Origin of the sequence: Actinomadura napierensis (assembly GCF_039529375.1) — a bacterium.
GTDB classification, from domain to species: Bacteria; Actinomycetota; Actinomycetes; order Streptosporangiales; family Streptosporangiaceae; genus Spirillospora; species Spirillospora napierensis.
The window spans coordinates 1-22,299 of sequence record NZ_BAAAMR010000049.1; the positions used below are offsets into that span (position 1 = coordinate 1).

Annotated in this window: 23 protein-coding genes and 1 pseudogene; 18 read left to right on the forward strand and 6 right to left on the reverse strand. The window is 75.7% G+C overall.

From position 1 onward, the window contains the following. The 3 genes and pseudogenes from ABD296_RS25455 to ABD296_RS25465 form a co-directional block, all read left to right on the forward strand. A pseudogene (locus ABD296_RS25455) lies at positions 1-614 on the forward strand (glycosyl transferase); the annotation flags it as partial. A gap of 90 nt (positions 615-704) precedes the next feature. Further along, entirely contained in the window at positions 705-1,004 is a 300-nt protein-coding gene (locus ABD296_RS25460; protein ID WP_344271921.1) for a 4a-hydroxytetrahydrobiopterin dehydratase, read from the forward strand. 10 nt (positions 1,005-1,014) lie between these two features. Next, positions 1,015-1,488 (forward strand): TIGR00725 family protein, encoded by a 474-nt coding sequence (locus ABD296_RS25465; protein WP_344271924.1) that lies wholly within the window; start codon positions 1,015-1,017, stop codon positions 1,486-1,488. A gap of 28 nt (positions 1,489-1,516) precedes the next feature. Here ABD296_RS25465 and ABD296_RS25470 read toward each other — a convergent pair whose 3' ends face one another. Then, positions 1,517-2,302 carry an SDR family NAD(P)-dependent oxidoreductase gene (locus ABD296_RS25470; RefSeq protein WP_344271927.1) on the reverse strand — a complete coding sequence of 262 codons (786 nt, stop codon included), beginning with the start codon at positions 2,300-2,302 and terminating at the stop codon, positions 1,517-1,519. 46 nt (positions 2,303-2,348) lie between these two features. Further along, on the reverse strand, positions 2,349-3,191 hold the full coding sequence (locus tag ABD296_RS25475) for a tyrosine-protein phosphatase (protein ID WP_344271929.1): 843 nt from the start codon (positions 3,189-3,191) through the stop codon (positions 2,349-2,351). A gap of 151 nt (positions 3,192-3,342) precedes the next feature. Between ABD296_RS25475 and ABD296_RS25480 the strand changes: the two genes are divergently transcribed. Then, positions 3,343-3,813 (forward strand): PPOX class F420-dependent oxidoreductase, encoded by a 471-nt coding sequence (locus ABD296_RS25480; RefSeq protein WP_344271932.1) that lies wholly within the window; start codon positions 3,343-3,345, stop codon positions 3,811-3,813. Positions 3,814-3,952: 139 nt separating this feature from the next. Beyond that, a complete protein-coding gene (locus ABD296_RS25485) occupies positions 3,953-5,695 on the forward strand; it encodes an outer membrane protein assembly factor BamB family protein (protein WP_344271935.1) in 1,743 nt (580 codons plus the stop codon). A gap of 39 nt (positions 5,696-5,734) precedes the next feature. Here the strand turns inward: ABD296_RS25485 and ABD296_RS25490 are convergent, their stop codons facing one another. Further along, a complete protein-coding gene (locus ABD296_RS25490; protein ID WP_344271938.1) occupies positions 5,735-8,038 on the reverse strand; it encodes an ATP-binding cassette domain-containing protein in 2,304 nt (767 codons plus the stop codon). 62 nt (positions 8,039-8,100) lie between these two features. Here ABD296_RS25490 and ABD296_RS25495 point away from each other — a divergent pair, with 62 nt between their 5' ends. Both ABD296_RS25495 and ABD296_RS25500 read left to right on the forward strand, forming a co-directional pair. Beyond that, positions 8,101-9,126 carry a helix-turn-helix transcriptional regulator gene (locus ABD296_RS25495; RefSeq protein ID WP_344271941.1) on the forward strand — a complete coding sequence of 342 codons (1,026 nt, stop codon included), beginning with the start codon at positions 8,101-8,103 and terminating at the stop codon, positions 9,124-9,126. Between the two features lie 67 nt (positions 9,127-9,193). Next, on the forward strand, positions 9,194-9,568 hold the full coding sequence (locus ABD296_RS25500) for a VOC family protein (protein WP_344271944.1): 375 nt from the start codon (positions 9,194-9,196) through the stop codon (positions 9,566-9,568). A gap of 14 nt (positions 9,569-9,582) precedes the next feature. On the opposite strand, the gene ABD296_RS25505 is transcribed toward ABD296_RS25500, so the two are convergent. Further along, positions 9,583-10,929: a cytochrome P450 gene (locus ABD296_RS25505; protein ID WP_344271947.1), complete on the reverse strand. Its 1,347-nt coding sequence runs from the start codon at positions 10,927-10,929 to the stop codon at positions 9,583-9,585. Between the two features lie 77 nt (positions 10,930-11,006). On the opposite strand from ABD296_RS25505, the gene ABD296_RS25510 reads away from it, so the two are divergent. Together ABD296_RS25510 and ABD296_RS25515 are read left to right on the forward strand one after the other, a co-directional pair. Further along, positions 11,007-11,459, forward strand: coding sequence for a cupin domain-containing protein (locus tag ABD296_RS25510; protein ID WP_344271949.1), 453 nt, complete (start codon positions 11,007-11,009; stop codon positions 11,457-11,459). After that, complete coding sequence (locus ABD296_RS25515) at positions 11,456-12,244, forward strand: IclR family transcriptional regulator (RefSeq protein WP_344271951.1); 789 nt, start codon at positions 11,456-11,458, stop codon at positions 12,242-12,244. The genes ABD296_RS25510 and ABD296_RS25515 overlap by 4 nt, the downstream gene beginning before the upstream one ends. A gap of 38 nt (positions 12,245-12,282) precedes the next feature. Here ABD296_RS25515 and ABD296_RS25520 read toward each other — a convergent pair whose 3' ends face one another. Next, positions 12,283-13,188, reverse strand: coding sequence for a LysR family transcriptional regulator (locus ABD296_RS25520; RefSeq protein ID WP_344271954.1), 906 nt, complete (start codon positions 13,186-13,188; stop codon positions 12,283-12,285). Positions 13,189-13,272: 84 nt separating this feature from the next. Here ABD296_RS25520 and ABD296_RS25525 point away from each other — a divergent pair, with 84 nt between their 5' ends. From ABD296_RS25525 to ABD296_RS25560, 8 genes are all read left to right on the forward strand, one after another. Next, positions 13,273-14,325, forward strand: a complete 1,053-nt coding sequence (locus ABD296_RS25525) for an aminotransferase class V-fold PLP-dependent enzyme (RefSeq protein ID WP_344271957.1) — start codon at positions 13,273-13,275, stop codon at positions 14,323-14,325. A gap of 139 nt (positions 14,326-14,464) precedes the next feature. Continuing rightward, entirely contained in the window at positions 14,465-15,526 is a 1,062-nt protein-coding gene (locus ABD296_RS25530; RefSeq protein WP_344271960.1) for an NAD-dependent epimerase/dehydratase family protein, read from the forward strand. 37 nt (positions 15,527-15,563) lie between these two features. Continuing rightward, positions 15,564-16,229, forward strand: coding sequence for a glycosyltransferase family 2 protein (locus ABD296_RS25535; RefSeq protein WP_344271963.1), 666 nt, complete (start codon positions 15,564-15,566; stop codon positions 16,227-16,229). Continuing rightward, positions 16,226-16,909 (forward strand): TIGR04282 family arsenosugar biosynthesis glycosyltransferase, encoded by a 684-nt coding sequence (locus tag ABD296_RS25540; RefSeq protein ID WP_344271966.1) that lies wholly within the window; start codon positions 16,226-16,228, stop codon positions 16,907-16,909. The genes ABD296_RS25535 and ABD296_RS25540 overlap by 4 nt, the downstream gene beginning before the upstream one ends. Then, positions 16,906-17,523, forward strand: a complete 618-nt coding sequence (locus ABD296_RS25545; RefSeq protein WP_344271969.1) for a methyltransferase domain-containing protein — start codon at positions 16,906-16,908, stop codon at positions 17,521-17,523. The genes ABD296_RS25540 and ABD296_RS25545 overlap by 4 nt, the downstream gene beginning before the upstream one ends. Then, positions 17,499-18,668: a molybdopterin-dependent oxidoreductase gene (locus ABD296_RS25550; protein WP_344271972.1), complete on the forward strand. Its 1,170-nt coding sequence runs from the start codon at positions 17,499-17,501 to the stop codon at positions 18,666-18,668. The genes ABD296_RS25545 and ABD296_RS25550 overlap by 25 nt, the downstream gene beginning before the upstream one ends. After that, positions 18,665-19,108 (forward strand): hypothetical protein, encoded by a 444-nt coding sequence (locus ABD296_RS25555; RefSeq protein WP_344271975.1) that lies wholly within the window; start codon positions 18,665-18,667, stop codon positions 19,106-19,108. The genes ABD296_RS25550 and ABD296_RS25555 overlap by 4 nt, the downstream gene beginning before the upstream one ends. After that, positions 19,105-20,472, forward strand: coding sequence for a hypothetical protein (locus tag ABD296_RS25560; RefSeq protein WP_344271978.1), 1,368 nt, complete (start codon positions 19,105-19,107; stop codon positions 20,470-20,472). Before ABD296_RS25555 ends, ABD296_RS25560 begins: the two co-directional genes overlap by 4 nt. A gap of 28 nt (positions 20,473-20,500) precedes the next feature. Here ABD296_RS25560 and ABD296_RS25565 read toward each other — a convergent pair whose 3' ends face one another. After that, a complete protein-coding gene (locus ABD296_RS25565; protein ID WP_344271981.1) occupies positions 20,501-21,262 on the reverse strand; it encodes an SDR family oxidoreductase in 762 nt (253 codons plus the stop codon). 71 nt (positions 21,263-21,333) lie between these two features. Between ABD296_RS25565 and ABD296_RS25570 the strand changes: the two genes are divergently transcribed. Beyond that, a complete protein-coding gene (locus ABD296_RS25570; RefSeq protein WP_344271984.1) occupies positions 21,334-22,227 on the forward strand; it encodes a LysR family transcriptional regulator in 894 nt (297 codons plus the stop codon). Positions 22,228-22,299 lie beyond the last annotated feature (72 nt).

Below are 22,299 nucleotides of genomic sequence, written 5' to 3' on the forward strand. Positions count from 1 at the left end.
GCGGAGCCGGCCGCCCCGGCGGCGGCTGGAACCGCGGCCAGGGCCTCGGCCCGCAGCAGGGCGGCGGGCAGCCCGGCGCCGGCGTCCCCGGACGCGGAACCGGCGGCCAGGGAACCGGCCAAGGCACATCACAGGGCACATCACAGGGCACCTCCCGGGGCGGGGCGCCGGGCGGGTTCGGCGGCGGACGAGCCGGCGGCCCCGGCGGCGGCGCGGGTGGCGGCCCGGGCGGGCTCCTCAACGCCGGAACGCCCAGCGCGCAGGTCACCGCCGCGCTCAAGGCGAACGCCCGGTCCTACACCTGGGCCGCCGCCGCGATCGGGTCCAACACCGCCGCCGGCTACCAGCTCGCCGCCGGCGAGCCGGTCATGGCGGTCGGCGGCTTCAACGGCACCGACCCCGCCCCCACCCTCGCGCGGTTCCAGAGCCTCGTCCGCCAAGGGAAGATCCACTACTTCGTCGGCGGCGGCGGGACGATGATGGGCCGCGGCGGCGGCACCGGCAGCGACGACGCCCAGAAGATCAGCGAATGGGTCGCCGCGACCTTCAAGGCCGCCACCGTCGGCGGCGCCACCCTGTACGACCTGTCGGCCGGCGCGTCCGGAACCCCATGACCCGCGTGACCCGCGCCACAGAGCCCGCCGCGGTCCGTGATGTACTCGGACAGGAGACCGCGACGCCCCGACGACAGGGAGTGATCACCGATGGCCGACACGCTCGACGACACCGACGTCGCCGACCGCCTGCGCGCCCTGCCCGACTGGACCAGGAACGGCGACGAGATCCGCCGGGAGGTGAAGGCGCCCTCGTTCCTGGAGGGCATCGCGGTGGTGGACGACGTCGCCCGCGCCGCCGAGGACGCCGACCACCACCCCGACATCGACATCCGGTGGCGGACCCTGGCCTTCGCGCTGTCCACCCACAGCGCCGGCGGGCTGACCGGCAAGGACTTCGACCTCGCCGCGGTGATCGACCGGATCGCCGAACGACACGGCGCGCGGTAGCGGGCGCCCGATGGCCGTGCAGGTCGCGGTGTGCGGGCCCGCCGAGTGCACCGAACGCGACTGGGACCGCGCCCACGAGACCGGGCGGCTGCTGGCCGCCCGCGGCGCCGTGGTGGTCTGCGGCGGGCACGGCGGCGTCATGGCCGCCGTCGCCGCCGGCGCCCGCTCCGCCGGCGGCACCGTGGTCGGGGTGCTGCCCGCCGCCGACCGGTCCGCCGCCGGCCCCGACCTGACCGTCGCGCTGCCGACCGGGCTCGGCCAGGCCCGCAACAACCTCATCGTCAACGCCGCCGACGCCGTCATCGTCGTCGGCGGATCCTGGGGCACCCTGTCGGAGCTGGCGCTGGCGCTGCGCGCCGGACGCGTCCCGGTCGTGCAGCTCGGCGGCTGGCTCGTCCACGACGAGGACGGCCGGCCCGTCGCCGGGATCGTGCACGCCACCGACCCCGCCGACGCCGTCCGCGCCACCGGCCTGTGGGACTGACCCCGCCCCGGCGCGCCCGCCGCCCGGGTCAGTGGACGGAGAACCCGCCGTCCACGAAGATCGCCTGCCCGGTGACGTAGGACGAGGCCGGCGAGGACAGGAACACCGCCGCGCCCGCGAAGTCCTCGGCGACGCCGTTGCGGCCGGTCATCGTCCGCGCCGCGAGCTCCTCCACGCGCGCCGGATCGTCCTGCAGCCGCGCGTTCAGCGGCGTCAGCACGAACCCCGGCACCAGGGCGTTGGCGGTGACGCCGCGCGCCGACCACGCCTCCGCCTGCGACCGCGCCAGCGCCACCAGCCCCGCCTTCGACACCCCGTAGGCGCCGCTGGTGACGAACGCCCGGAACGCCTGCTGCGAGGCGATGTGGATCAGCCGCCCGAACCCCCGCTCGGCCATCCCCGGCCCGAACCGCTGCCCGAGCAGGAACGGCGCGTCCAGGTTCACCGCCATCGTGGCGTCCCACACCTCCTCGCCCAGCTCCTGCATCGGCGGCCGCAGGTTGATCCCGGCCGCGCTGACCACGATGTCGGGCTCGCCGAACGGCTCCACGGCGCCCCGCGCCGCCTCCGCCACCCCCTGCCGCGACCCGAGGTCCGCGCCGACCCACGCCGCCCGGCACCCGTGGGACCGCAGGTCCGCGACCGCGTCGGCCAGTTCGCGCTCGCGGCGCGCGACGACCACGACCGACGCGCCCGCCCGCGCCAGCGCCAGTGCGATGGCCCGCCCGATCCCCGAGCTGCCGCCCGTCACCACCGCCGTCCTGCCCTCCAGCGAGAACAGCCCGGCCAGGTACGACGACGTCCGATCGATCATGGAACGGCAGCCTACGGGCCCGGCACCGGCCGACATGCCGCCCGGGTCAGGAGGTCAGCAGCCGGGCGCGCAGCGCCGCGACCGTCGCGTCGCTCAGGCCAAGGCCCTGGTGGACGTAGCCGTCGAAGCCGCCGTAGGCCTGGTCGACCTCGTGGAACGCCTCGTCCAGCCACGACGACTCCACCGCGTCCGGCCGGCCGAGGTAGGCGTTGCTGGCCAGGTAGTCCTGGTACACCGTCGCCTTCGGGACGCCGAGGATCGTCAGCAGCACCGCCGCGCCCCACCCCGTGCGGTCCTTGCCGGCCGTGCAGTGGAACACCGTCGCACCCGGATTGGCGGCGATCGAGGTCAGCAGGTCGCGGTAGGCGCGGCTCGCCCCGCCGAAGTCCACCATGAACGGGTAGGCGATGGACTGCCCGAGGTTGGACGACCCGGTCAGCAGCCCCATCAGGAACCCGTACAGCAGACCGCCCAGCGCCGGGTTCGCGAAGGAGATCCCGTGCGTCAGGTCCTCGACGTCGGCGACCTTGTAGGCGATCCCGGCGGGCAGCCGGTCCGGGTCGTCGGAGCGCTCCTTGGCGTTGCGCAGGTCCACGTCCAGGCTGATCCCGAGGTCCAGCAGCGTCTGCTGGTCGGCCGCCGACAGGTTCGCCAGCGAGTTGGACCGGTACGCCACGCCGCTGCGGACGTGACGGCCGTCGGCGGTGGCGTAACCGCCGAGGTCGCGGAAGTTGACGGCCGTGGCCAGCCGCGGCGCCGCGGCCGCCAACCGCGTCGAGGACGCGGCGGGCGCCAGCGCGTAGGCGGCGGCGCGGGCGGGCGGCGCCGGCCGGTCGCCGGGCAGCAGCGCGGTGCCGAGCAGGACTGCGGACGTGCGGGGGGTGCGCATGGCGATCCTCATCGGGCGGTGGGGGAGAGGGGACGCCCGCCATGATGCGGCCCGGCCGGACGGCGATGAACTGGTGGGCCCTCAAAACTTCCCGGCGATCATTGTGCGGGGCGACAACCGGCGCCGTCCGGGGCGTCCCTAAGGTGGAGGCATGGCTCCTTCGATCGCCACCGCGAACCGCGTCGAACGCTCCGAACTGCTGGAGTTCCTGCGGCCCCGGCACCGCGCGCTGATCGCCACGACCCGCTCCGACGGCCGTCCGCAGCTGTCACCGGTCACCTGCGGCGTCGACACCGAAGGCCGCATCGTGGTGTCCACCTACCCCGAGCGCGTCAAGGCCCGCAACGCCCGCCGCGACGCGCGGGTGTCGCTGTGCGTGCTGTCCGATGACTGGAACGGCCCCTACGTGCAGGTCGACGGGACCGCCGAGGTCCTCGACATGCCCGAGGCCGCCGACGCCCTGGTCGACTACTACCGCTGCATCGCCGGCGAGCACCCCGACTGGGACGAGTACCGCGAGGCGATGCGCCGCCAGGACAAGTCCCTCATCCGCGTCACCATCGACCGCTGGGGCCCCCTCGCGACCGGCGGCTTCCCCGCCCGCCTCGCCCCACCCGACTGACCACCCACCGGGGCCGACCACCGGCCGCCCCCGAAGACCGGACCGCCCTTCCTGACGGATCTGACGGACGCTGTCGGACCGATCCTGTATAAGTGGATCACCCCGCGCCGAATCCCGTCGAACGTCCGGAAACGGTGGCATGCCCGAGCCCGCGGTCCGCCCAGAACAGCCGCCCACACCCCCGTCCGCGCCGCGCGGAATGCTGAGCCGGTTCGGCGACCGGCGCTGGCAGAGCCGCAACCTCCCCGAACCGGTCCGGCGGCTGCCCGTCACCGAACGCGCGGCGGTCGCGCGCGCCGTCCGCAAATGCGTCCCGCCCGCCGACCCGGCCCTGGACGAGCCGACACTCGCGCTGAGCGCGTTCGCACGCCGCCAGATCCACCGGTACGGGTGGATGTATCTGGGGACGCCGGTGGCGGCGCTCGTCATGAGCGCGGCCATGCTCATCGCATCCCATGACAAGCAGACGCTCGGCACCGCAGCCATCCTCGTCGGCGCCGCGATCGTTACCCCGGCCTCGGCGGTGCGGCGGCTCGAACGCCTGGAGCGGCTGGAGTCCGCGATCCGCACCGGCGGTCAGGACGGCCCGCCCACGCCGCGCCGCCGAGTGCGCGTCCCCTCGCCCGCCACCGCCGCGGTCACGGCCGGGATCATGGTGGTCGCCTCCGGACTGTGGCTGCAGTGGGACGCCCGCCACAACCGCCCGGACTGGAGGCTGTACGGCCCGCACGGCGCCTTTCCCGCGGCGATCGCCGCACAGGCCCCGCAGCACCCGCGGTTCGTGATGATGACCTATCCGTTCGATGTCCTCACCTACCGCGGCATCGTGATCCGGGCGGCCCGCAACTCCGGCTCGGTGGCGGCGTACGGCGTCCGCCCGTTCACCATCTACTGGCGGCTCACCCGCCGCGATCACCGGCTGGTCGACGCCGACCTCGATCCGTCCACCGGACGGCTGCTGACGGTGTGGGCCCATGTCGACCACGACACCGACGACACCGATGCGCCGATGACGGCCATGATGCTCGACGTGCGGACCGGCAAGGTGCGCTGGGACCGTACGGTCCCCGGCGATCCGGTCGTGCTGGGCCGCGGCTCGTCCTCCATCGGCCGGGTGGTCGCCATACCCGCCTACCAGGACGTGAGCGTGCTGGACCCGGCGACGGGTCACCGGCGCTGGCGGCTGCGCGACCGGTGCGAAGAGGGGGCGGGCGGCACCATCGGAACCACGCTGATCCTCCGCCGCGAGTGCCCGGGGACCGGGCTGCTGCTGGAAGGCTACGACGCCGCCACCGGACGCCGCCTGTGGAGCAAGAGCTTCGCGAGCTGGTGGCCGGGCAGGGATCTCGCCCGCGAGCTCCCCGTCAAGGTCGACGCCCTCGACCGCAACAGAATGGTGGTCTGGACGCTGGAACGGGAGGCCGTCTACGACGCCACGACCGGCGCGCAGCTCGGTGAGCACCGCCAGCCCATCGACGGCGACGGCAAGATCTTCGACGCCGAGACCGGTTATGGCCCGTGCCGGATCCACTCCGATCGCGACCACCGCGACGGGATCTGCGCCACCGACCCCGTCTCCGGGCGCCGGCTCTGGAGCTTCCCCTTCCCCGGCGCCGACGAGACGACGCAGCTCAGATCCCCGATGGCCGTCGCCGACGGACGCGTCTACACCCTCACCAGCGACCACGGCGGGGAGATCGTCGACCACGTCGACGTCAACGACGCCCGGACCGGCGCGCTGCTGGCCCGCGTGTCCCCGGCGTTCCCCCGGCCCGGTCGCCTGTACGGCATCCAGAGCACGGCCGGCGGTGCACTGGTCCTCAACGACAGCCTCACCCCCGCCTCGACGCCGCACAAGACGGTGGTGCTCGGCGACGAATGACCGCCGTCCGCGAGACGGCGCGTGGACGGCCGCGGCGCGTCAGCTCGCGGCCGCTCCCTCGGCACCGGCGCCGAGGGAGCGGCGCAGGAACTCGGCGGTGACCGAACCCTCCGCATCCACCAGCCCCGCCGGGGTGCCCTCGAACACCACCCGGCCGCCGGCGCGGCCACCACCCGGTCCGAGGTCGATCACCCAGTCGGCGTGCTTGACCACCGCCAGGTCGTGCTCGACGACGATGACGGTGTCACCGGCGTCCACGAGCCGGTCCAGCAGCGCCAGCAGCGCCGCGACGTCGTCGGCGTGCAGGCCGGTCGTCGGCTCGTCCAGCAGGTACAGCTGACCGGTGCGGTGCAGCCGCGCCGCCAGCTTCACCCGCTGCCGCTCCCCGCCCGACAGCGACGACAGCGGGCGGCCGAGCGGCATGTGCCCCAGGCCCACGTCGGTGAGGGCGCGCAGCCGCGCGGTGATCGCCTTCTCGGCCGCGTCGTCGCCGGTGAACAGCGCCAGCGCCTGCTCGGCGGGTGTCTCCAGCACGTCGGCGATGGACCGGCCCCGCAGCGTGTGCGCCAGCGCCTCGGGGCGGTAGCGGCGTCCGCCGCACGCCTCGCACCGCACGGTGACCGGGTCCATGAACGCCAGGTCGGTGCGGATGACGCCGGCGCCGTCGCATTCCGGGCAGGCGCCCGCGGAGTTGTGGCTGAACAGCGCGGCGTCGACCCCGTTGGCCCGCGCGAACAGGCGGCGCAGCGGGTCCATCGCGCCGAGGAACGTGGCGGGGCTGGAGCGCCGCGACGCGGTGATCGCCGACTGGTCCACCACCACCGCGTGCTCGTGGCGCGCCGCGAACTCCTCCATCACCAGGCTGGTCTTGCCCGACCCCGCCACGCCCGTCACCACCGTCAGCGCAGCGGCGGGGAACCGCACCGAGACGTCGTCGAGGTTGCGGGCGTTCGCGCCGGTCACCGCCAGCCATCCCGACGGCTCGCGGAACGCCTGCTTGACGGGGCGGACGCGGCGCAGGGAGCGTCCCGTCGCGGTGCCGGCGCCGGCCAGCCCGGCGGCGGTCCCGGTGAACACCACCTCGCCGCCGCGGGCGCCCGCGCCCGGACCCATGTCCACGACGTGGTCGGCGGCGGCGATGACGGCCGGGTCGTGCTCGACCACCAGCACGGTGTTGCCCTTGTCGCGCAGCCGCCGCAGCAGCGCGACCAGCCGGTCCACGTCGCGGGGGTGCAGCCCGGCGCTCGGCTCGTCGAACACGTACGTCATCCCGGTCAGGCTCGACCCCAGGTGCCGGACGACCTTCAGCCGCTGCGCCTCCCCGCCCGACAGGGTGCGGGTCTCCCGGTCCAGGCCGAGATAGCCGAGGCCGATCTCCGCCAGCCGCCGCAGCCGCGCCACCGCCGCCCCGGCGACGGAGGCGGCGACCGGGTCGCCGATGCCCTCCAGCACCCCGATCAGGTCGCCGATCTCCAGCGCGCACAGCTCGGCGATCGTCCGCCCGGCGACCCGGGACGCGCGCGCCGCCGCGTTCAGCCGGGCGCCCCCGCACTCCGGGCACGCCTCCTCGCGCACGACCCGCCGCGCCGCGTCCCGCACCGTCCCCTTCAGCGCGTCGATGTCGCGTTTGATGTAGAGGCGGTCGAACCGCTCGATGAGGCCCTCGTAGGCGTTGTTGCCGAGCGACCCCGTCCGGTTCAGCCGCTTCACCCGGAAGCCCTTGCCGTGCAGGAGCAGGTCCCATTCCTCGGCGGTGAAGTCGCGCAGCGGCTTGTCCGGGTCGAACAGCCCCGACTCGGCGTACAGCTGCCAGACGAACGTGCCGACGCCGAACGGCGGGAAGTTCACCGCGCCCTCGTTGAGGGTCTTGGAGGTGTCGAGGAAGCGGTCCAGGTCGACGCGGGTGACGCGGCCGAGCCCGTCGCATTCGGGGCACATGCCGCGCGGGTCGTTGAAGGAGTAGACCGACGCCTCGCCGGCGCTGGGGACGCCGTGGCGGGAGAACAGCACCCGCAGCACCGGGTGGATCTCCGACGCCGTCCCGACCGTGGAGCGGGCGCCGCCGCCGATGGGCCGCTGGTCGACCACGACGGCGGGCGCGAGGTTCTCGATCGCGTCGGCGTCGGGCCGCTCGTGCTTGGGCATCCGGTCGCGGACGAACCAGCTGAACGTCTCGGCCAGCTGCCGCCGCGACTCCACCGCGACCGTCCCGAACACCAGCGACGACTTCCCCGACCCCGACACCCCGGTGAACACCACCAGGCGCCCCTTGGGGATGCGCAGCGAAACGTCCTTGAGGTTGTTCTCCCGTGCCCTGCTGATGATGATGTCGTCCCCGTGCATGCCGCCCACGCTACGAAGCAATGAGGTCAGGAACGGTCCTCATTGGCGGGCATACTGGCGGCATGTCCTCGGCGCGCCTGCTGCAACTGCTGTCCCTCCTGCAGACCCGCCGCGAATGGAGCGGCCCGGAACTGAGCGAACGGCTCGGCGTGACCGTCCGCACCGTCCGCCGCGACGTCGAACGGCTGCGCGACCTCGGCTACCCCGTCCACGCCACGCTCGGCAAGGTCGGCGGCTACCGGCTGGAGGCCGGCACGGCCCTGCCGCCGCTGCTGCTGGACGACGAGGAGGCCGTCGCGATCGCGGTCGGGCTACGGGGCGCCGCCGGCGGAGCGGTCGAGGGCATCGGCGAGGCGTCGGTGCGGGCGCTGGCCAAGCTGGAGCAGATCCTGCCCGCCCGGCTGCGCCGCCGCGTCGGCGCCCTGCACGCCGCGACCACCCCGCTGACCGGGCCGCCCGCCGGGCCCGCCGTGGACCCCGAGACCCTCACCGTGCTGGCCGCCGCGAGCCGCGACCGCGAACGGATCCGCTTCGCCTACCGCGACACCGGCGGCGCCGACACCTCCCGCCTCGCCGACCCGCACGGCCTGGTCACCGCCGGGCGCCGCTGGTACCTGGTCGCCTACGACACCGGACGCGAGGACTGGCGGACCTTCCGCGTCGACCGCGTGTCCCGCCCGCACCCCACCGGCGTCCGCTGCCCGCCCCGCGACCTGCCCGCCGACGACGCCGCCGCGTTCGTCACCCGCTCCCTGGCCCGCTCGCGGCCCCTGCGGCAGGCCGTGCTGACCGTCCACGCCTCCGCCGAGGAGCTCATCGACCGGTTCCGCGTCACCGGCGCCGAGGTCGAACCGGTCGACGAGCGCACCTGCGTGCTGCGCACCGCGCCCGACTCGCTGGAGTACACCGCGCTGCGCATCGCCTACCTCGACCTGGACTTCGAGGTCGTCGAACCCCCGGAGCTCGCCGAGCGGCTCGCCGCCGTCGGCACCCGCCTCACCCGCGCCGCCGCGCCCTCCCGCCAGGCAGCGGACGGCCCGCCCGCCACGGCGCCCGATACATCGCGGCCACCCGGCACGCGTACCTGACAGAAGGTGTCAGTCTCTGCTGCCAAGCTCTCCTCATCACCTCGTGACAGGCAGGGAGAGCACACACATGTCAGGTATCGCGGAGTTCGTCGCCGTCAACATCGACTGCCCGGAGCCGCCGAAGCTCGCGGCGTTCTACGCGGCGCTGACCGGCGGCGAGGTCACCTTCGACACCGCCGAGGCCGCCGCGGTCACCCTGCCCGGCGGGCGGAACATCTACTTCCAGGGCGTCCCCGACCACCAGCCGCCGACCTGGCCGACCGGAGAGCGGCCCCAGCAGTACCACCTCGACTTCTACGTCGACGACCTCGACAAGGCCGAGGCGCACGTCACCGAGATCGGCGGCGCCAAGCCCGACTTCCAGCCCGGCGGCGACCGCTGGCGGGTGCTGACCGACCCGGCCGGGCACCCGTTCTGCGTCTGCCTGCGCAGCGGGCAGTAGCGGGCAGCAGCCGGTCAGGCCGGCAGGACGCGGACGGGCAGGCCGCCGCGGGGCCGCATCGCGGTGACGCTGGTCGGCGTCACCGCGGGCGACACCAGCCGCAGCCGGGTGCCGCGCAGCAGGCAGGCGAGCATCGTCTTGATCTCGACGGTCGCCAGCGTGGAGCCGATGCAGCGGTGCGGCCCGCCGCCGAACGGCAGGAACGTCGAGGCGCCGGTGGGGCGGTACAGCTCCGAGGCGGGATCCCACCGCTCGGGCCGGAACCGCCCCGCCTGCGGCCACACCTCCGGCATCCGGTGGGTGACGTAGGGGGAGTACAGCACCATCGCGCCCGCCGGGATCCGGTGCCCGGCGTAGGCGAAGTCCTCGACGGGGACGCGGGCGCTCAGCACCGCCGGCGGGAACAGCCGCAGCGTCTCCTGCACCACCCCGTCCAGGTAGGTGAGCCTCGGCAGGTCGGCGGCCTCCGGCGGACGGTCGCCGAGCACCTCGGCGACCTCCCGGCGGGCCCGCCCGGCCGCGTCCGGGTGCACCAGCAGCGCGTACACCGCCCACGCCATCGCCGCGCTGGTGGTGTCGTAGCCGGCCGAGATCAGGCTGATCACCTGGTCCTGCAGCTCCTGGCGGGTCAGGCCCGAGCCGTCCTCGTCGCGGGCCGCCATCAGCATGCCGAGCACGTCGTCGTGGTCGCCGCCCTCCCGGCGGCGCCGCTCGATCTCCTCGTCCACGCGCCGGGCGACCGCCGCGCGGGAGGCGGTGACGCGCCGCCAGTACGGGTTGGGCAGGGCCCGCAGCATCATCTGCGCCACGAAGTTGCGGTCGATGCCGGCCAGCGCCACCTGCAGGCCGCGGCCGATCACCTCGGCGTCGTCGGCGAGCCGGTCGCCGAACAGCACCTCCACGGTGCTGCGGCGGATCACACCGCGCAGTTCGGCGTAGGCGTCCAGCGTGCGGCCGGGCGTCCAGGACGCCAGCGCGGCGTCGGTGTTGGCGGCGATCCGCGCGACGTACCCGTCGACGCGGCGGTGGTGGAACGCCGGCTGCACCAGCCGGCGGCGGCGCCGGTGGTCGGGCCCGTCGCTGACGATCAGCGCGGTCTCCCCGTTCACCGGCACCAGCAGGTCGAACGCCTCCCGCCAGCGGAACAGCGCGGAGTTGGCGAACACGAACGCGTTGGCGTCCGGGCCGAACAGGTGCACGAACGGCCGGCGGCGCGTCCCGACGGCCACGACCGGGCCGTGCTCGGCGTACAGCCGTAGCAGGCTCGCGCACGGGTTCATCGCGAACCCGACGCCGTGCCGGGCGGTCACCGCCGGGGAGGGGGTCAGGGGTGCGGCCGGGGTCATCGTCGCGGATCCCACGCGCCCATCCTCGCACGCCCCGGCGGGCGGGGTCCCCAGGTCGTCCCGGCCGCCGGCCCGGTGCGAGGATGGGACGCGTGACCGACGAGACCGAGGCGCGGGGAACGGCGGCCTGGCACGGCAGGATCGAGCGTGTCCGGGGGACGCAGCTGCGTTCCGACACCGCCCAGACATCGGGGATGCGGCGGTTCGAGGCGATCTCCGGCGCGACCGTGGGGTCGGAGCGGCTGTGGATGGGCCGCACGCACGTGCCGCCCGCGACCGGCTCCGGCGACCACCACCACGGCGAGGCCGAGACGGCGATCTACGTGGTGTCGGGGCATCCGGTGTTCGTGTTCGCCGAGGGGGAGCGGGAGGTCCGGGTGGAGACCGGGCCCGGCGACTACGTGTTCGTCCCGCCCTACGTCCCGCACCGCGAGGAGAACCCGTCCGGTGACGAGGAGGCGGTCGTGGTGATCGCGCGCAGCACGCAGGAGGGCATCGTGGTGAACCTGCCGAGCCTGTGGGCGCCGAGCCCGAAGGACGGGTGAGCGCGGTGCCCGCGGAACCCGGCGGACCCGGCGGGCGCCGGCCCAAGCCGGGGACGCAGACGGTCGACCGGGCGGTGGCGGTGCTGCGCACCTTCGAGGACGCCGGCCGGCAGACCCCCACCGAGATCGCCCACCGGCTCGGGCTGTCGGTGAGCACCGCGCACCGGATCGTGCACGCGCTGCACGCCACCGGCATGCTCGGCCGCGACCCGCAGACCGAGCGGTACTTCCTCGGCCCCACCGCCGCGATCCTCGGCCGGCTGGCGCTGGAGCGGATGGGCTCCACGCTGCTGCAGCCGGAGCTGACCGCGCTGCGCGACGGCACCGGCGAGGCGGTCAGCCTCGGCGTGCGGGCGGGCGACGAGGTCGCGGTGCTGCTGCACCTGCCCTCCACGCACCCGCTGCGCTACGACCAGCCGCCCGGCGACCGCAACCCGATCCACACCTGCGCGATGGGCAAGGCGCTGCTGGCGTTCGAGGACGACCAGGTCGCGATGCGCGAGCCGTACCGGCGGTTCACCCCCTCCACGCTCACCACGCGCACCGAGCTCGCCGCCGAGCTGGCGCGGACCCGCGAGCGCGGCTACTCGGTCAACGACGAGGAGCGCCTCGCCGGGGTCCGCGCGGTGGCGGCGCCGGTCCGCGACGGCGCGGGCCGGACGTTCGCGGCGGTCGCGCTGCAGGGCCCCTCGGTGCGGTTCGGCGACGACCGGATGCCGGAGCTGACCGAGGCGGTGCTGAAGGCGGCGACGCGCCTCACCGCCCTGCACCGCCACCTGTCCTGACGGGTCACATGGCCTGACAGGTCACGCCGCCTGGCAGGTCACGCGGCCTGTCCGCCGTCGGCGGACCCTGCGGCGGCGAGCTCGTCCAGCAGGGCGGCGACCGCGGGCGGTCGGGGCCCGGCCGGCACCAGCGCGGCGATGCGGCGCTTGCCGAGGTCGGGCGCGGCCGGGACGGTCACGCCCGGTTCGCGGTGCAGCCCGAGCGCCAGGCCCGGCAGCGCGGTGACCGCCAGCCCGTGCGCGACGAGCCGCTGGACGGCGACGTGGTCGTCGGTGGCGAACGCGATCCGCGGCACGAACCCGGCGCGCCCGCACGCCCACCGCAGGTGGTCGCGGCAGCGCGCGCAGCCCGACGCCCACGTCTCCTCCGCCAGGTCCGCGAGCCGGACGGGCCCGGCGGCCAGCGGATGCCCGGCGGGCAGCGCGATCCGGATCGGGTCCTGGCACAGCACCGCCTCGCGGAACCGCGCGTCGGTGTCGGGCGGCAGGTGCTCGTGGTTGAACACCACCGCCACGTCGACCTCGCCGGCCCGCAGCGCCGCCAGCGCCTGCGGCGGTTCGGCGTCCATCAGGGTGACGGTGACGCCGGGGGCGCGGTCGCGCAGCCCGGCGAGGGCGGCGGGCAGCAGCGCCGCCGCCGCGGTGGGGAACACCGCGATCCGCACCCGCCCGGCGCGCAGCCCGGCGATCGCGGCGATCCGCTCCTCGGCGTCGTCCATCCGGGCCAGGACGTCCTCGACGTGCTCGACCAGGACCCGGCCGGCCTCGGTGAGCCGGACGCCGCGGCCGTGCCGCACCACCAGCGCGGTGCCGACCTCGGCCTCCAGCCGGGCGATGTGGTGCGACACCGCCGGCTGGGTGTAGGCCAGCGACCGCGCGGCGGCCGTCATCGAGCCGAGCCGGGCGACCTCCCGCAGGATCCGCCCGCGATGCAGGTCCAGCATGACCGCAAGGTATCAACAGAACTGATGGGTCATCCAGAAAACCGTACTTTGTCCTATGGCAGGGTCGTGTACCACCATCGGGGCATGACCCTTTCCGTGCAGGAGGCGCAGCGGGAGTTCACCGCCGGCGTCGCCTACCTCAACACCGCCACCTACGGACTGCCGCCGCGCGCCGCGCACGAGACGATGCTGGCGGCCGAGCGGGACCGCGCGGCCGGGCTGCTGGTGCCGGCCGACCTCGACCAGGCCGTCACCCGCTCCCGCGAGGCGTTCGCGCGGCTGGTCGGGCTGCCCGCGAGCCGCGTCGCCGCCGGCTCCCAGGCGTCCTACTTCGTCGGGCTGGTCGCGGCGTCGCTGCCCGCCGGCGCCCGCGTCCTGGTCGCCGAGGGCGACTTCACCTCGCTGCTGTTCCCGTTCCTGGCCCGCCCCGACCTGAAGGTCCGGGAGGTCCCGCTGGAACGCATCGCCGAGCACGCCGGCGCCGGCACCGACCTGGTCGCGGTGTCGGCGGTGCAGTCGGCCGACGGGCGCATCGCCCCCATGGACGAGCTGATCACCGCCGCGCACGCCGGCGGCGCCCGCGTCCTGCTGGACGCCACGCAGGCCGCCGGATGGCTGCCGCTGCCCGCCGGCCGCGCCGACTGGCTGGTGTGCTCGGGCTACAAGTGGCTGCTCGGACCGCGCGGCACCTGCTTCCTCGCCGGTACCGAGGAGACGCTGGCCTCGCTCCCGGCGGTCGGCGCGGGCTGGTACGCCGGCGCCGACATCTGGGACTCCATCTACGGCACGCCGCTGCGGCTGGCCTCCGACGCGCGGCGCCTGGACCTGTCGCCGGCGTGGCAGTGCTGGGCCGGGCACGCCCCCGCCCTGGAACTCATCGAGCGGGTCGGCGTCGCGGCGATCCACGAGCACGACGTGGCGCTGGCGCGCCGCTTCCAGAGCGCGCTCGGGCTGGAGCCCGGCGACTCGGCGATCGTGTCGGTGCCCGTCACCGACGGCACCGCCGACCTGCTGCGCGCGAACGGGGTGATCGCCTCGGTGCGGGCCGGGCGGCTGCGCTGCGCGTTCCACCTGTCCACCACCGAGGCCGACGCCGACAAGGCCGCCGGGCTGCTGGCCTCCCGCGTCGCCGCCTGACCGCCCCGCGGCCGGTCCCCGGCCCTCCCTTGACCGCCGCCCCCGGAAGGTCCGCAGATCTTACAAGTCTCGAACAAGGTGCCTTGACCGGCGCCTTCACGCGGGTCCGGGCCGCCGCCGCGCCCTACCGTTCGACGGCATGGACGTACTGCTCACCGGGTCGGCCGGTTTCATCGGTTCCCACATCGCCGAGGCCCTCACCGCCGCGGGCCACCGGGTCCGCGGCCTGGACCTGCGGCCCGACGGCCTCACCCCCTCCGGCGGCGCGGCCGGCACCGCCGACGTCCGCGACGCCGCCGCCGTCGCACGCCGGCTGAAGGGCGCGGACGCCGTCTGCCACCAGGCCGCCAAGGTCGGCCTCGGCGTGGACGTCTCGGACCTGCCCGACTACGCCTCGGTGAACGTGCACGGCACCGCGGTGCTGCTGGCCGAGATGGCCCGCGCCGGAGTCGGCACGCTGGTGCTGGCCTCCTCGATGGTCGTCTACGGGGAGGGCGCCTACACCTGCAGCGAGCACGGCCCGGTCCGCCCCGCGCCGCGCCCCGAAGAGGCCCTGCGCGCCGGACGCTACGAGCCGGGCTGCCCCGACTGCGGCCGCCCCCTCACACCCGGCACCGTCGCCGAGGACGCGCTCCTCGACCCCCGCAACGCCTACGCCGACACCAAGCTCGCCCAGGAGCACCTGGCGGCGTCGTGGGCGCGCGCGACCGGCGGCTCGGTCGCGGCGCTGCGCTACCACAACGTGTACGGGCCGCGGATGCCGCGCGACACCCCCTACGCGGGCGTCGCCGCGATCTTCCGGTCCCGGCTGATGAACGGCCAGGCGCCGCTGGTGTTCGAGGACGGCGCGCAGCGCCGCGACTTCGTGCACGTCCGCGACGTCGCCCGCGCCAACGTGCTCGCCCTGGAGCGCCTCACCGCCGGCCCGCCCGCGCCCGGCGGGCTGCGCGCCTACAACATCGCCAGCGGCGAGCCCCGCACCATCGGCGACATGGCGGACGCCCTCGCCGGCGTGTTCGGCGGCCCGGCGCCGCGCGTCACCGGCGGTCACCGGCTCGGCGACGTCCGCCACATCGTCGCCCGGCCCGACCGCGCCCGCCGCGAGCTCGGATTCTCCCCGTCCGTGCCGTTCGGCGAGGGCATCGCCGAGTTCGCCCGGGACGGAGCCGGCCCGGCCCGGCAGCCCGTCACCACTTCGTAAGGGTCGCCGCCCCGTCACCGAAAGTAGCGTCAGAGCCGTGATCGACGTGATTCTCCCGTGCCTCAACGAGGCCGAGGCACTGCCCTGGGTGCTGTCCCGGATGCCCGCCGGGTTCCGGCCCCTGGTGGTCGACAACGCCTCCACCGACGGGTCCGCGCGCGTGGCCGCGGACCACGGCGCCGAGGTGGTGCCGGCCCCGACCCGCGGGTTCGGCGCCGCCTGCCACCGCGGGCTGCTGGCCGCCACCGCCGAGGTCGTGTGCGTCATGGACGCCGACGCCTCCATGGACCCCGCGCAGCTGCCCCGCATGGTCGCCGAACTCGACCGGCTCCAGGCCGGCGGACCGGCGCTGGTGCTGGGCCGGCGCCGCCCGCCGCCGCGCGGCGCCTGGCCGCCGCACGCACGGCTCGGCAACGCCGTGCTGGCCCGGTCGCTGAACCGGCGCGCCGGCACCCGGCTGCACGACCTCGGCCCGATGCGGGCCGCGCGGCGCGCCGACCTGCTCACCCTCGACCTGGCCGACCGCCGGTTCGGCTACCCGCTGGAGATGGTGCTGCGCGCCGCCCGCGCCGGCTGGCGGATCGGCGAGCTGGACGTGGCGTACCTGCCGCGCACCGGCCGGTCGAAGGTGACCGGGACGGTCGGCGGGACGGTCCGCGCCGTCCGCGACATGCGCCGCGTCCTGGCGGAGGTCTCCTCATGAGCGCCCCGCACCACCGGCCGCCCCGCGACGGCGCGGGCGACGCCGGCGCCGACCTGGTCGTCATCGCCAAACAGCCGGTGCCCGGCCGGGTGAAGACCCGGCTGACCAGCGCCTACACGCCCGTGCTGGCCGGCGCGCTGGCGGACGCGGCCCTGCACGACACCCTCGCGGCGGTCGCCGCCACGCCCGCGCCGCGCCGCGTCCTGGCGCTCGCCGGGACGCCCGGCCCGTGGCTGCCGGACGGGTTCGCCGTGCTCGCCCAGCGCGGCGGCGGCCTGGACGATACGCTTGCGCACGCCTTCGCCGACGCCTGCGACGGCCGGCCGCTGGTCCTGATCGGGATGGACACCCCGCAGGTCACGCCAGCGCTGCTGGCCCGCGCCGGCCGGGCCCTGCGCTCGCACGACGCGGTGTTCGGCCCGGCCCGCGACGGCGGCTTCTGGCTGCTCGGGCTGCGCCGCCCCGACGAGCGGCTGCTGCTGGGCGTCCCGATGTCGCGGCCCGACACCGGAGCGCTCCAGCTCGCCCGGCTGCGCGCCGCCGGGCTGCGGGTGGCGCGGATGCCGGAGCTGACCGACGTGGACACCCCGCCCGACGCCGAGGCGGTCGCCGCGGCGGCGCCCGGCGGCCGGTTCGCCGCCGCGGTGCGGGCCCTGGGGACCAGGACCGTCCCGGCATGATCGGCGAACTGTACGAGGAGGCGCTGCGCGGCCGCGCGGCCGTGGAGATCGAGCACGCCGACGGCCGCCGCCGCCCGCTGCCGCTGCGGGACTGGCTGGCGCTGCGCGGCGGCGACACCGGCCTGCTGGACCGCTGCGCGGGACCCACCCTCGACGTCGGGTCGGGGCCCGGACGGCTGACGGTGGCGCTGGCCCGGCGCGGGATCCCGGTGCTGGGCATCGACGTGGCGCCCCGCGCGGTCGCGCTGACCATCGCCGCGGGCGGCCCGGCGCTGTGCCGGGACGTGTTCGGGCGGGTGCCCGGCACGGGACGGTGGCGCACGGTGCTGCTGGCCGACGGCAACATCGGCATCGGCGGCGACCCCGCCGCGCTGCTGCGCCGCGTCCTGGCCCTGCTGGGCCCGGGCGGGCGGGTGCTGATGGAGGTGGACCCGCCGGGCGCCGGGTCGCGGACCGAGCCGCTGCGGCTGCGCTCAGGCGGCGCCGTCGGCGAATGGTTCCCCTGGGCGCACGTGTCCGCCGACGGCGCCGCCGCGCTGGCCGCCGCGTGCGCGGCGACCGTCACCGAACTGTGGGAGGAGGCCGGCCGGTGGTTCGTCGCGCTGCACCCCTGACCAGGCCCAGGTTCCGGCGGCCGGTCCCGCCGGCGGCGCTGACCACGATCTCCGGACGCTTCACCAGCCGCCTGCACGACGAGCGCGTCGCCGCCTGGCTGGGCATCGCCCTCGGCGCCTGCTTCCTGGTCGCCTTCCTGACCGGGCTGGTCAGCCACTTCATGCAGCACCCCGCCGGCTGGATGGCCTGGCCGTCGCGTCCGGTGAACCTGTACCGGGTCACCCAGGGCCTGCACGTCATGACCGGGCTGGCGGCGGTGCCGCTGCTGCTGGCCAAGCTGTGGACGGTCTACCCCAAGCTGCTGCAGTGGCCGCCGGCCCGCTCCGTCCTGCACGCGGCCGAGCGGCTGCTGGTGTTCGTCCTGGTCGGCGGGTCGCTGTTCCAGCTGGTCACCGGCGTGCTGAACATCGACTACTGGTACGCGTTCGGGTTCTTCTTCACCACCGCGCACTACTGGACCGCCTACATCGTCATCGGCGCGCTGCTGATCCACATCGCCAACGAGTGGGCCAAGACGCGCCGGACGGTGATGACCCGCCCGCAGGACGGCCTCAAGCGGCGCGCGTTCCTGCTGACGGTCTTCGGGGCGAGCGGCGTGGTCGTCGCGACCACGGTCGGGGAGGCGTTCTCGCCGCTGGCGCGGCTGGCGGTCCTCGCGCCGCGCCGCCCCGGGATCGGGTCGCAGGACCTGCCGGTCAACAAGTCCGCCGCCGCGTCCGGCGTCACCGCGCTCGCCCGCGACCCCGCGTGGCGGCTGACGGTCACCGGACACGTCCGCCGCGAGCTGACCCTGACGCTCGCCCAGCTGCAGGCGATGCCGATGCGCACGGCGCGGCTGCCGATCGCGTGCGTGGAGGGCTGGAGCGCCGAGGCGACCTGGGAGGGCGTGCGGCTGCGGGACCTGCTGCGCATGGCCGGCGTCGACGACGACGCCGGCGTCCGCGTCGAATCGCTGGAACGCTACGGCCTGTACCGCACCTCGCAGGTGCAGCCGCCGCACTGGCACGACCCGCTCACGCTGCTGGCGCTGCGGGTGAACGGCGAGCCCCTGGACCTCGACCACGGCTACCCGTGCCGCCTCATCGCACCGAGCCGCCCCGGCGTCATGCAGACCAAGTGGGTCGGAAGGCTGGTGGTCACATGAAGGCCCGCAGAGTGATGCGCGTCGTGCCGTACGCGGCGGGGCTGGCGCTCATCGGCTTCGGGATGCGCGGCGTCGTCGCGGACGTCCCGGTCCGCGGCTGGGCGACCTGGTTCATCGGGGCCGCCGTGCTGCACGACGGCGTGCTGGTCCCGGCCGTCCTGGTCGCGGGCCTGGTGACGGGCCGGATCCCGGCCGCCCACCGGCGGGTCGTGCGCGCCGCGCTGATCGTGGCGGCGTGCGTGACGGCGGTGGCGCTCCCGCTCGTCCTCGGGTACGGGCGCCGCCCCGACGTCCCCTCGCAGCTGCCGCTGCCCTACGGCCGCAACCTGGCGATCGTCGTCGGCGCCATCGCCGCCGTGACGGTCGCGGTGCTCGCGGCGCGGCTGGTGATCGCCCGCCGTGCCGCACCGGCACGGACCAAGAAGGAGGGGGACAGGTGACGGTCACCGACGCGCGGACGCGCCCGGACACCGCCGGGACCGACGCCCGGCGATGGAGCCGGCCGGGATGGATCGCCGTCGCGGTGTGGGCGGCGGGAATCGCGGCGGTGTTCGCCGCCGGCTGGCACCTGCGCCGCGCCGGGGTGGAGACCGAGGACCTGCTGCCCCCGCTGCACGCGCGGTTGCGGGATCGGCCGCTGACGTGGCGGCTGGCGCCGGCCGTGCTGGTGGCGGCGCTGCCGTGGGCGGCGGCGCGGCTGCGGTGGTGGACGCTGATGCCGCTGGCGTGGGCGGGCGCGGCGCTGTGGGCGGTCGCGCTCGCGGCCAGCGACGGGTGGGACGCCCTCGCCGGGCCGCTGAACGCGCCGACGGAGTACCCGGCGGGGCTGGCGCAGGTGCGGCCCGACCCGCTGGAGTGGCTGCGCACCTTCACCGAACGGCTCGGCGGCTACACCACGCACGTGCGGGGGCATCCGCCGCTGCCGACGCTGGCGCTGTGGGCGCTGGAGAAGGCGGGGCTGCCCGGCACCGGATGGGCGGCGGCGTTCATCATCGCGTCGGGGACGTCGGCGGTCGTGGCGATCGCGGTGACGCTGCGGTGCGCGGCGGGGGAGCGGGCGGCTAGGGCGGCGGTGCCGTTCCTGGTGCTGGCGCCGCTGGCGCTGTGGATCGCGACGGCGATGGACGCGTTCTTCCTGGCCGTCGGCGCGTGGGGGACGGCGCTGCTGGCGGTGGCGGCGCGCCGCGACCGCCGTCCCGTCCCGGCGGTCGCGGCCGCGGTCGCGGGCGGGCTGCTGCTGGGCAGCCTGCCGTACCTGTCGTACGGGCTGCTGCCGCTGTTCGCGGTGCCGCTAGCGGTGCTGCTGGTGATGCGGCCCCGCCCCTTGGTGCTGGCGGGGATCGGGGCGGGGCTGGCGGTGGTGCCGGCGGCGTTCACGCTGCTGGGGTTCTGGTGGCCCGACGGTGTCCGCGCCACCCTGGACACCTACCTGATCAGCCGCGGGTCCGCGCAGCGGACCTACACCTACTTCCTGTTCGGTGACCTGGCGGTGCTGGGGCTGCTGACGGGCCCGGCGGTCGCCCACGCACTGCCGCGCGCCGCAGGCACGCTGTGGCACGCGGCGCGCACGCGGACGCTGCCCCCCGCGGCGGTCGTGGCGTTGACGGCGGGCGCGGCGCTGCTGGGCGTGTTCGTCCTGGACCTGTCCGGGGTGACCAAGGGGGAGGTCGAGCGGATCTGGGTGCCGTTCGCCGCCTGGCTGGTGGCGGCCGCGGCGGTCCGGGGCGCACCGCCGCGCGGATGGCTGGCGGCGCAGGCGGCCACGGCCCTCGCCGTCCAGGCCCTGGTGCTGTCGGCCTGGTGATCACACCTCCGACCGGATGGCCGATCCGCTACCAGGGGACGGGGCCGTCGTCGTCGAAGAACCCGCCGGTCGGGCCGCCGTCCTCCAAGGTCGCCATCCGGATCGCGATGGCGGCGCCCTGCTCGGCGGTGCGGGTGATCGTGCGGCCCGCGCGGATGTGCTCGATCGCGAAGTCGGTGGCGCAGGGCCCCGGAGCGACGGCGTTGACCAGGATGCCGGTGTCGCGCAGCTGCTTGGCGTACTGGACGGTCAGCATGTTCAGCGCGGCCTTGGACTGGGGGTAGGACGCCACGGCGCCCAGGTTCCAGAAGTAGTGGTCCGGGTCGGTCATGTGGGTCAGCGACCCGGTGCCGCTGGAGACGTTGACGATCCGGCCGGCGGGGGAGCGGCGCAGCAGCGGCAGCAGCGCGTTGGTCACCCGCATCACGCCGAACACGTTGGTGTCGAACACCCGCCGGACGCGGTCCAGATCGGCCTCGGCCGGCAGGTCGCCCGGGCCCTCGGAGATGCCGGCGTTGTTGACCAGCACGTCCAGCCGTCCCGGGGAGGCGGCCACGGCGTCGGCGGCGGCCCGCACGCTCGCGTCGTCGGTGACGTCCAGCCGGACGAACCGCACATCGTGCCCCGCGTCGCGCAGCTCCGCGGCGGCCTTCTCGCCGAGGTCGGGGTTGCGGGCGGCCAGCAGGACGGTCATGCCGCGCGCGGCCAGGCCCGCCGCGACGGCGTGCCCGATGCCCTTGTTCGCCCCGGTGACCAGGGCGATCTTGTCGTTCATGGGTCGTTCGCTCATGCCCCCGACCCCATCACCGCACCCCCGCCGGACTCCAACACCGATCACGCCACGACCGATACCTTGGAGGTATGGATCTGGTGGAGACGCGGGAGCTGGCCTACTTTCTGGAGGTCGCGCGGGAGCTGCACTTCGGGCGGGCCGCCGAGCGGCTCGGGATCGCCCAGCCGCCGCTGTCGCGGGCGATCGCGCGGCTGGAGCGGCGGCTCGGCGTCCGGCTGCTGGAGCGCACCAGCCGCCGGGTGACGCTCACCGCGGCGGGCGAGACGCTGCTGGCCGAAGGGGAGGCGGCGCTGGAGTCCGTGCAGGCCGCGGTGCGGCGCACCCGCCGCGCCGGGCAGAGCGGGGCGCGGCTGGTGCTGGCGATGAAGCCGGGCGGGGACGGCGGCGGGCTGCTGCCGGAGATGCTCGCCGAGTACGAGCGGGAGCCGGACGCGCTGCCGGTGGAGATGGTGTTCGGGTACGGGGCGCGCCAGGCGCTGGACGACGGCACCGCCGACGCCGCGCTGCTGTACGCGCCGCGCGCGAACCTCACCGGCCTGGCCGTGGAGGAGCTGATGGTGGAGCCGCAGGACGTCGTCCTGCCCCGCACGCACCGGCTGGCCGGACGCGACAGCGTGTCGATGGCCGACCTGGCGGGCGAGCGGCTGCCGCGGCTGCCGCACCGGCCCGACGAGGGCGACGGCCCGCTGGTGACCGACGGCGGCCAGGTGATGCAGCTGATCGCGCTCGGCCGGATCGTGGCGGTGCTGCCGCGCTCCTACCGGCGGCTGCTGCGCGAGGACCTGACGGCGGTGCCGGTGCCCGACGCGCCGCCGACGACGCTGGTGCTGGCGTGGCCCGAGCAGTCCCGCTCGCGGGCGCTGGCGGCGTTCGTCCGCGTCACCGCCGCGGTCGCCGCCCGCCACAACGCCCGCCCCGACGCGGACGCGCGAGCCCTTCAGACCGTCCCTGACCTGGGCTGACGAGGGCCGCGAGAAAAATCCGGAAAAAAGTCCGGCGCGATGTCGATCCGGCGCCGGCCCGTGCGACGCGTC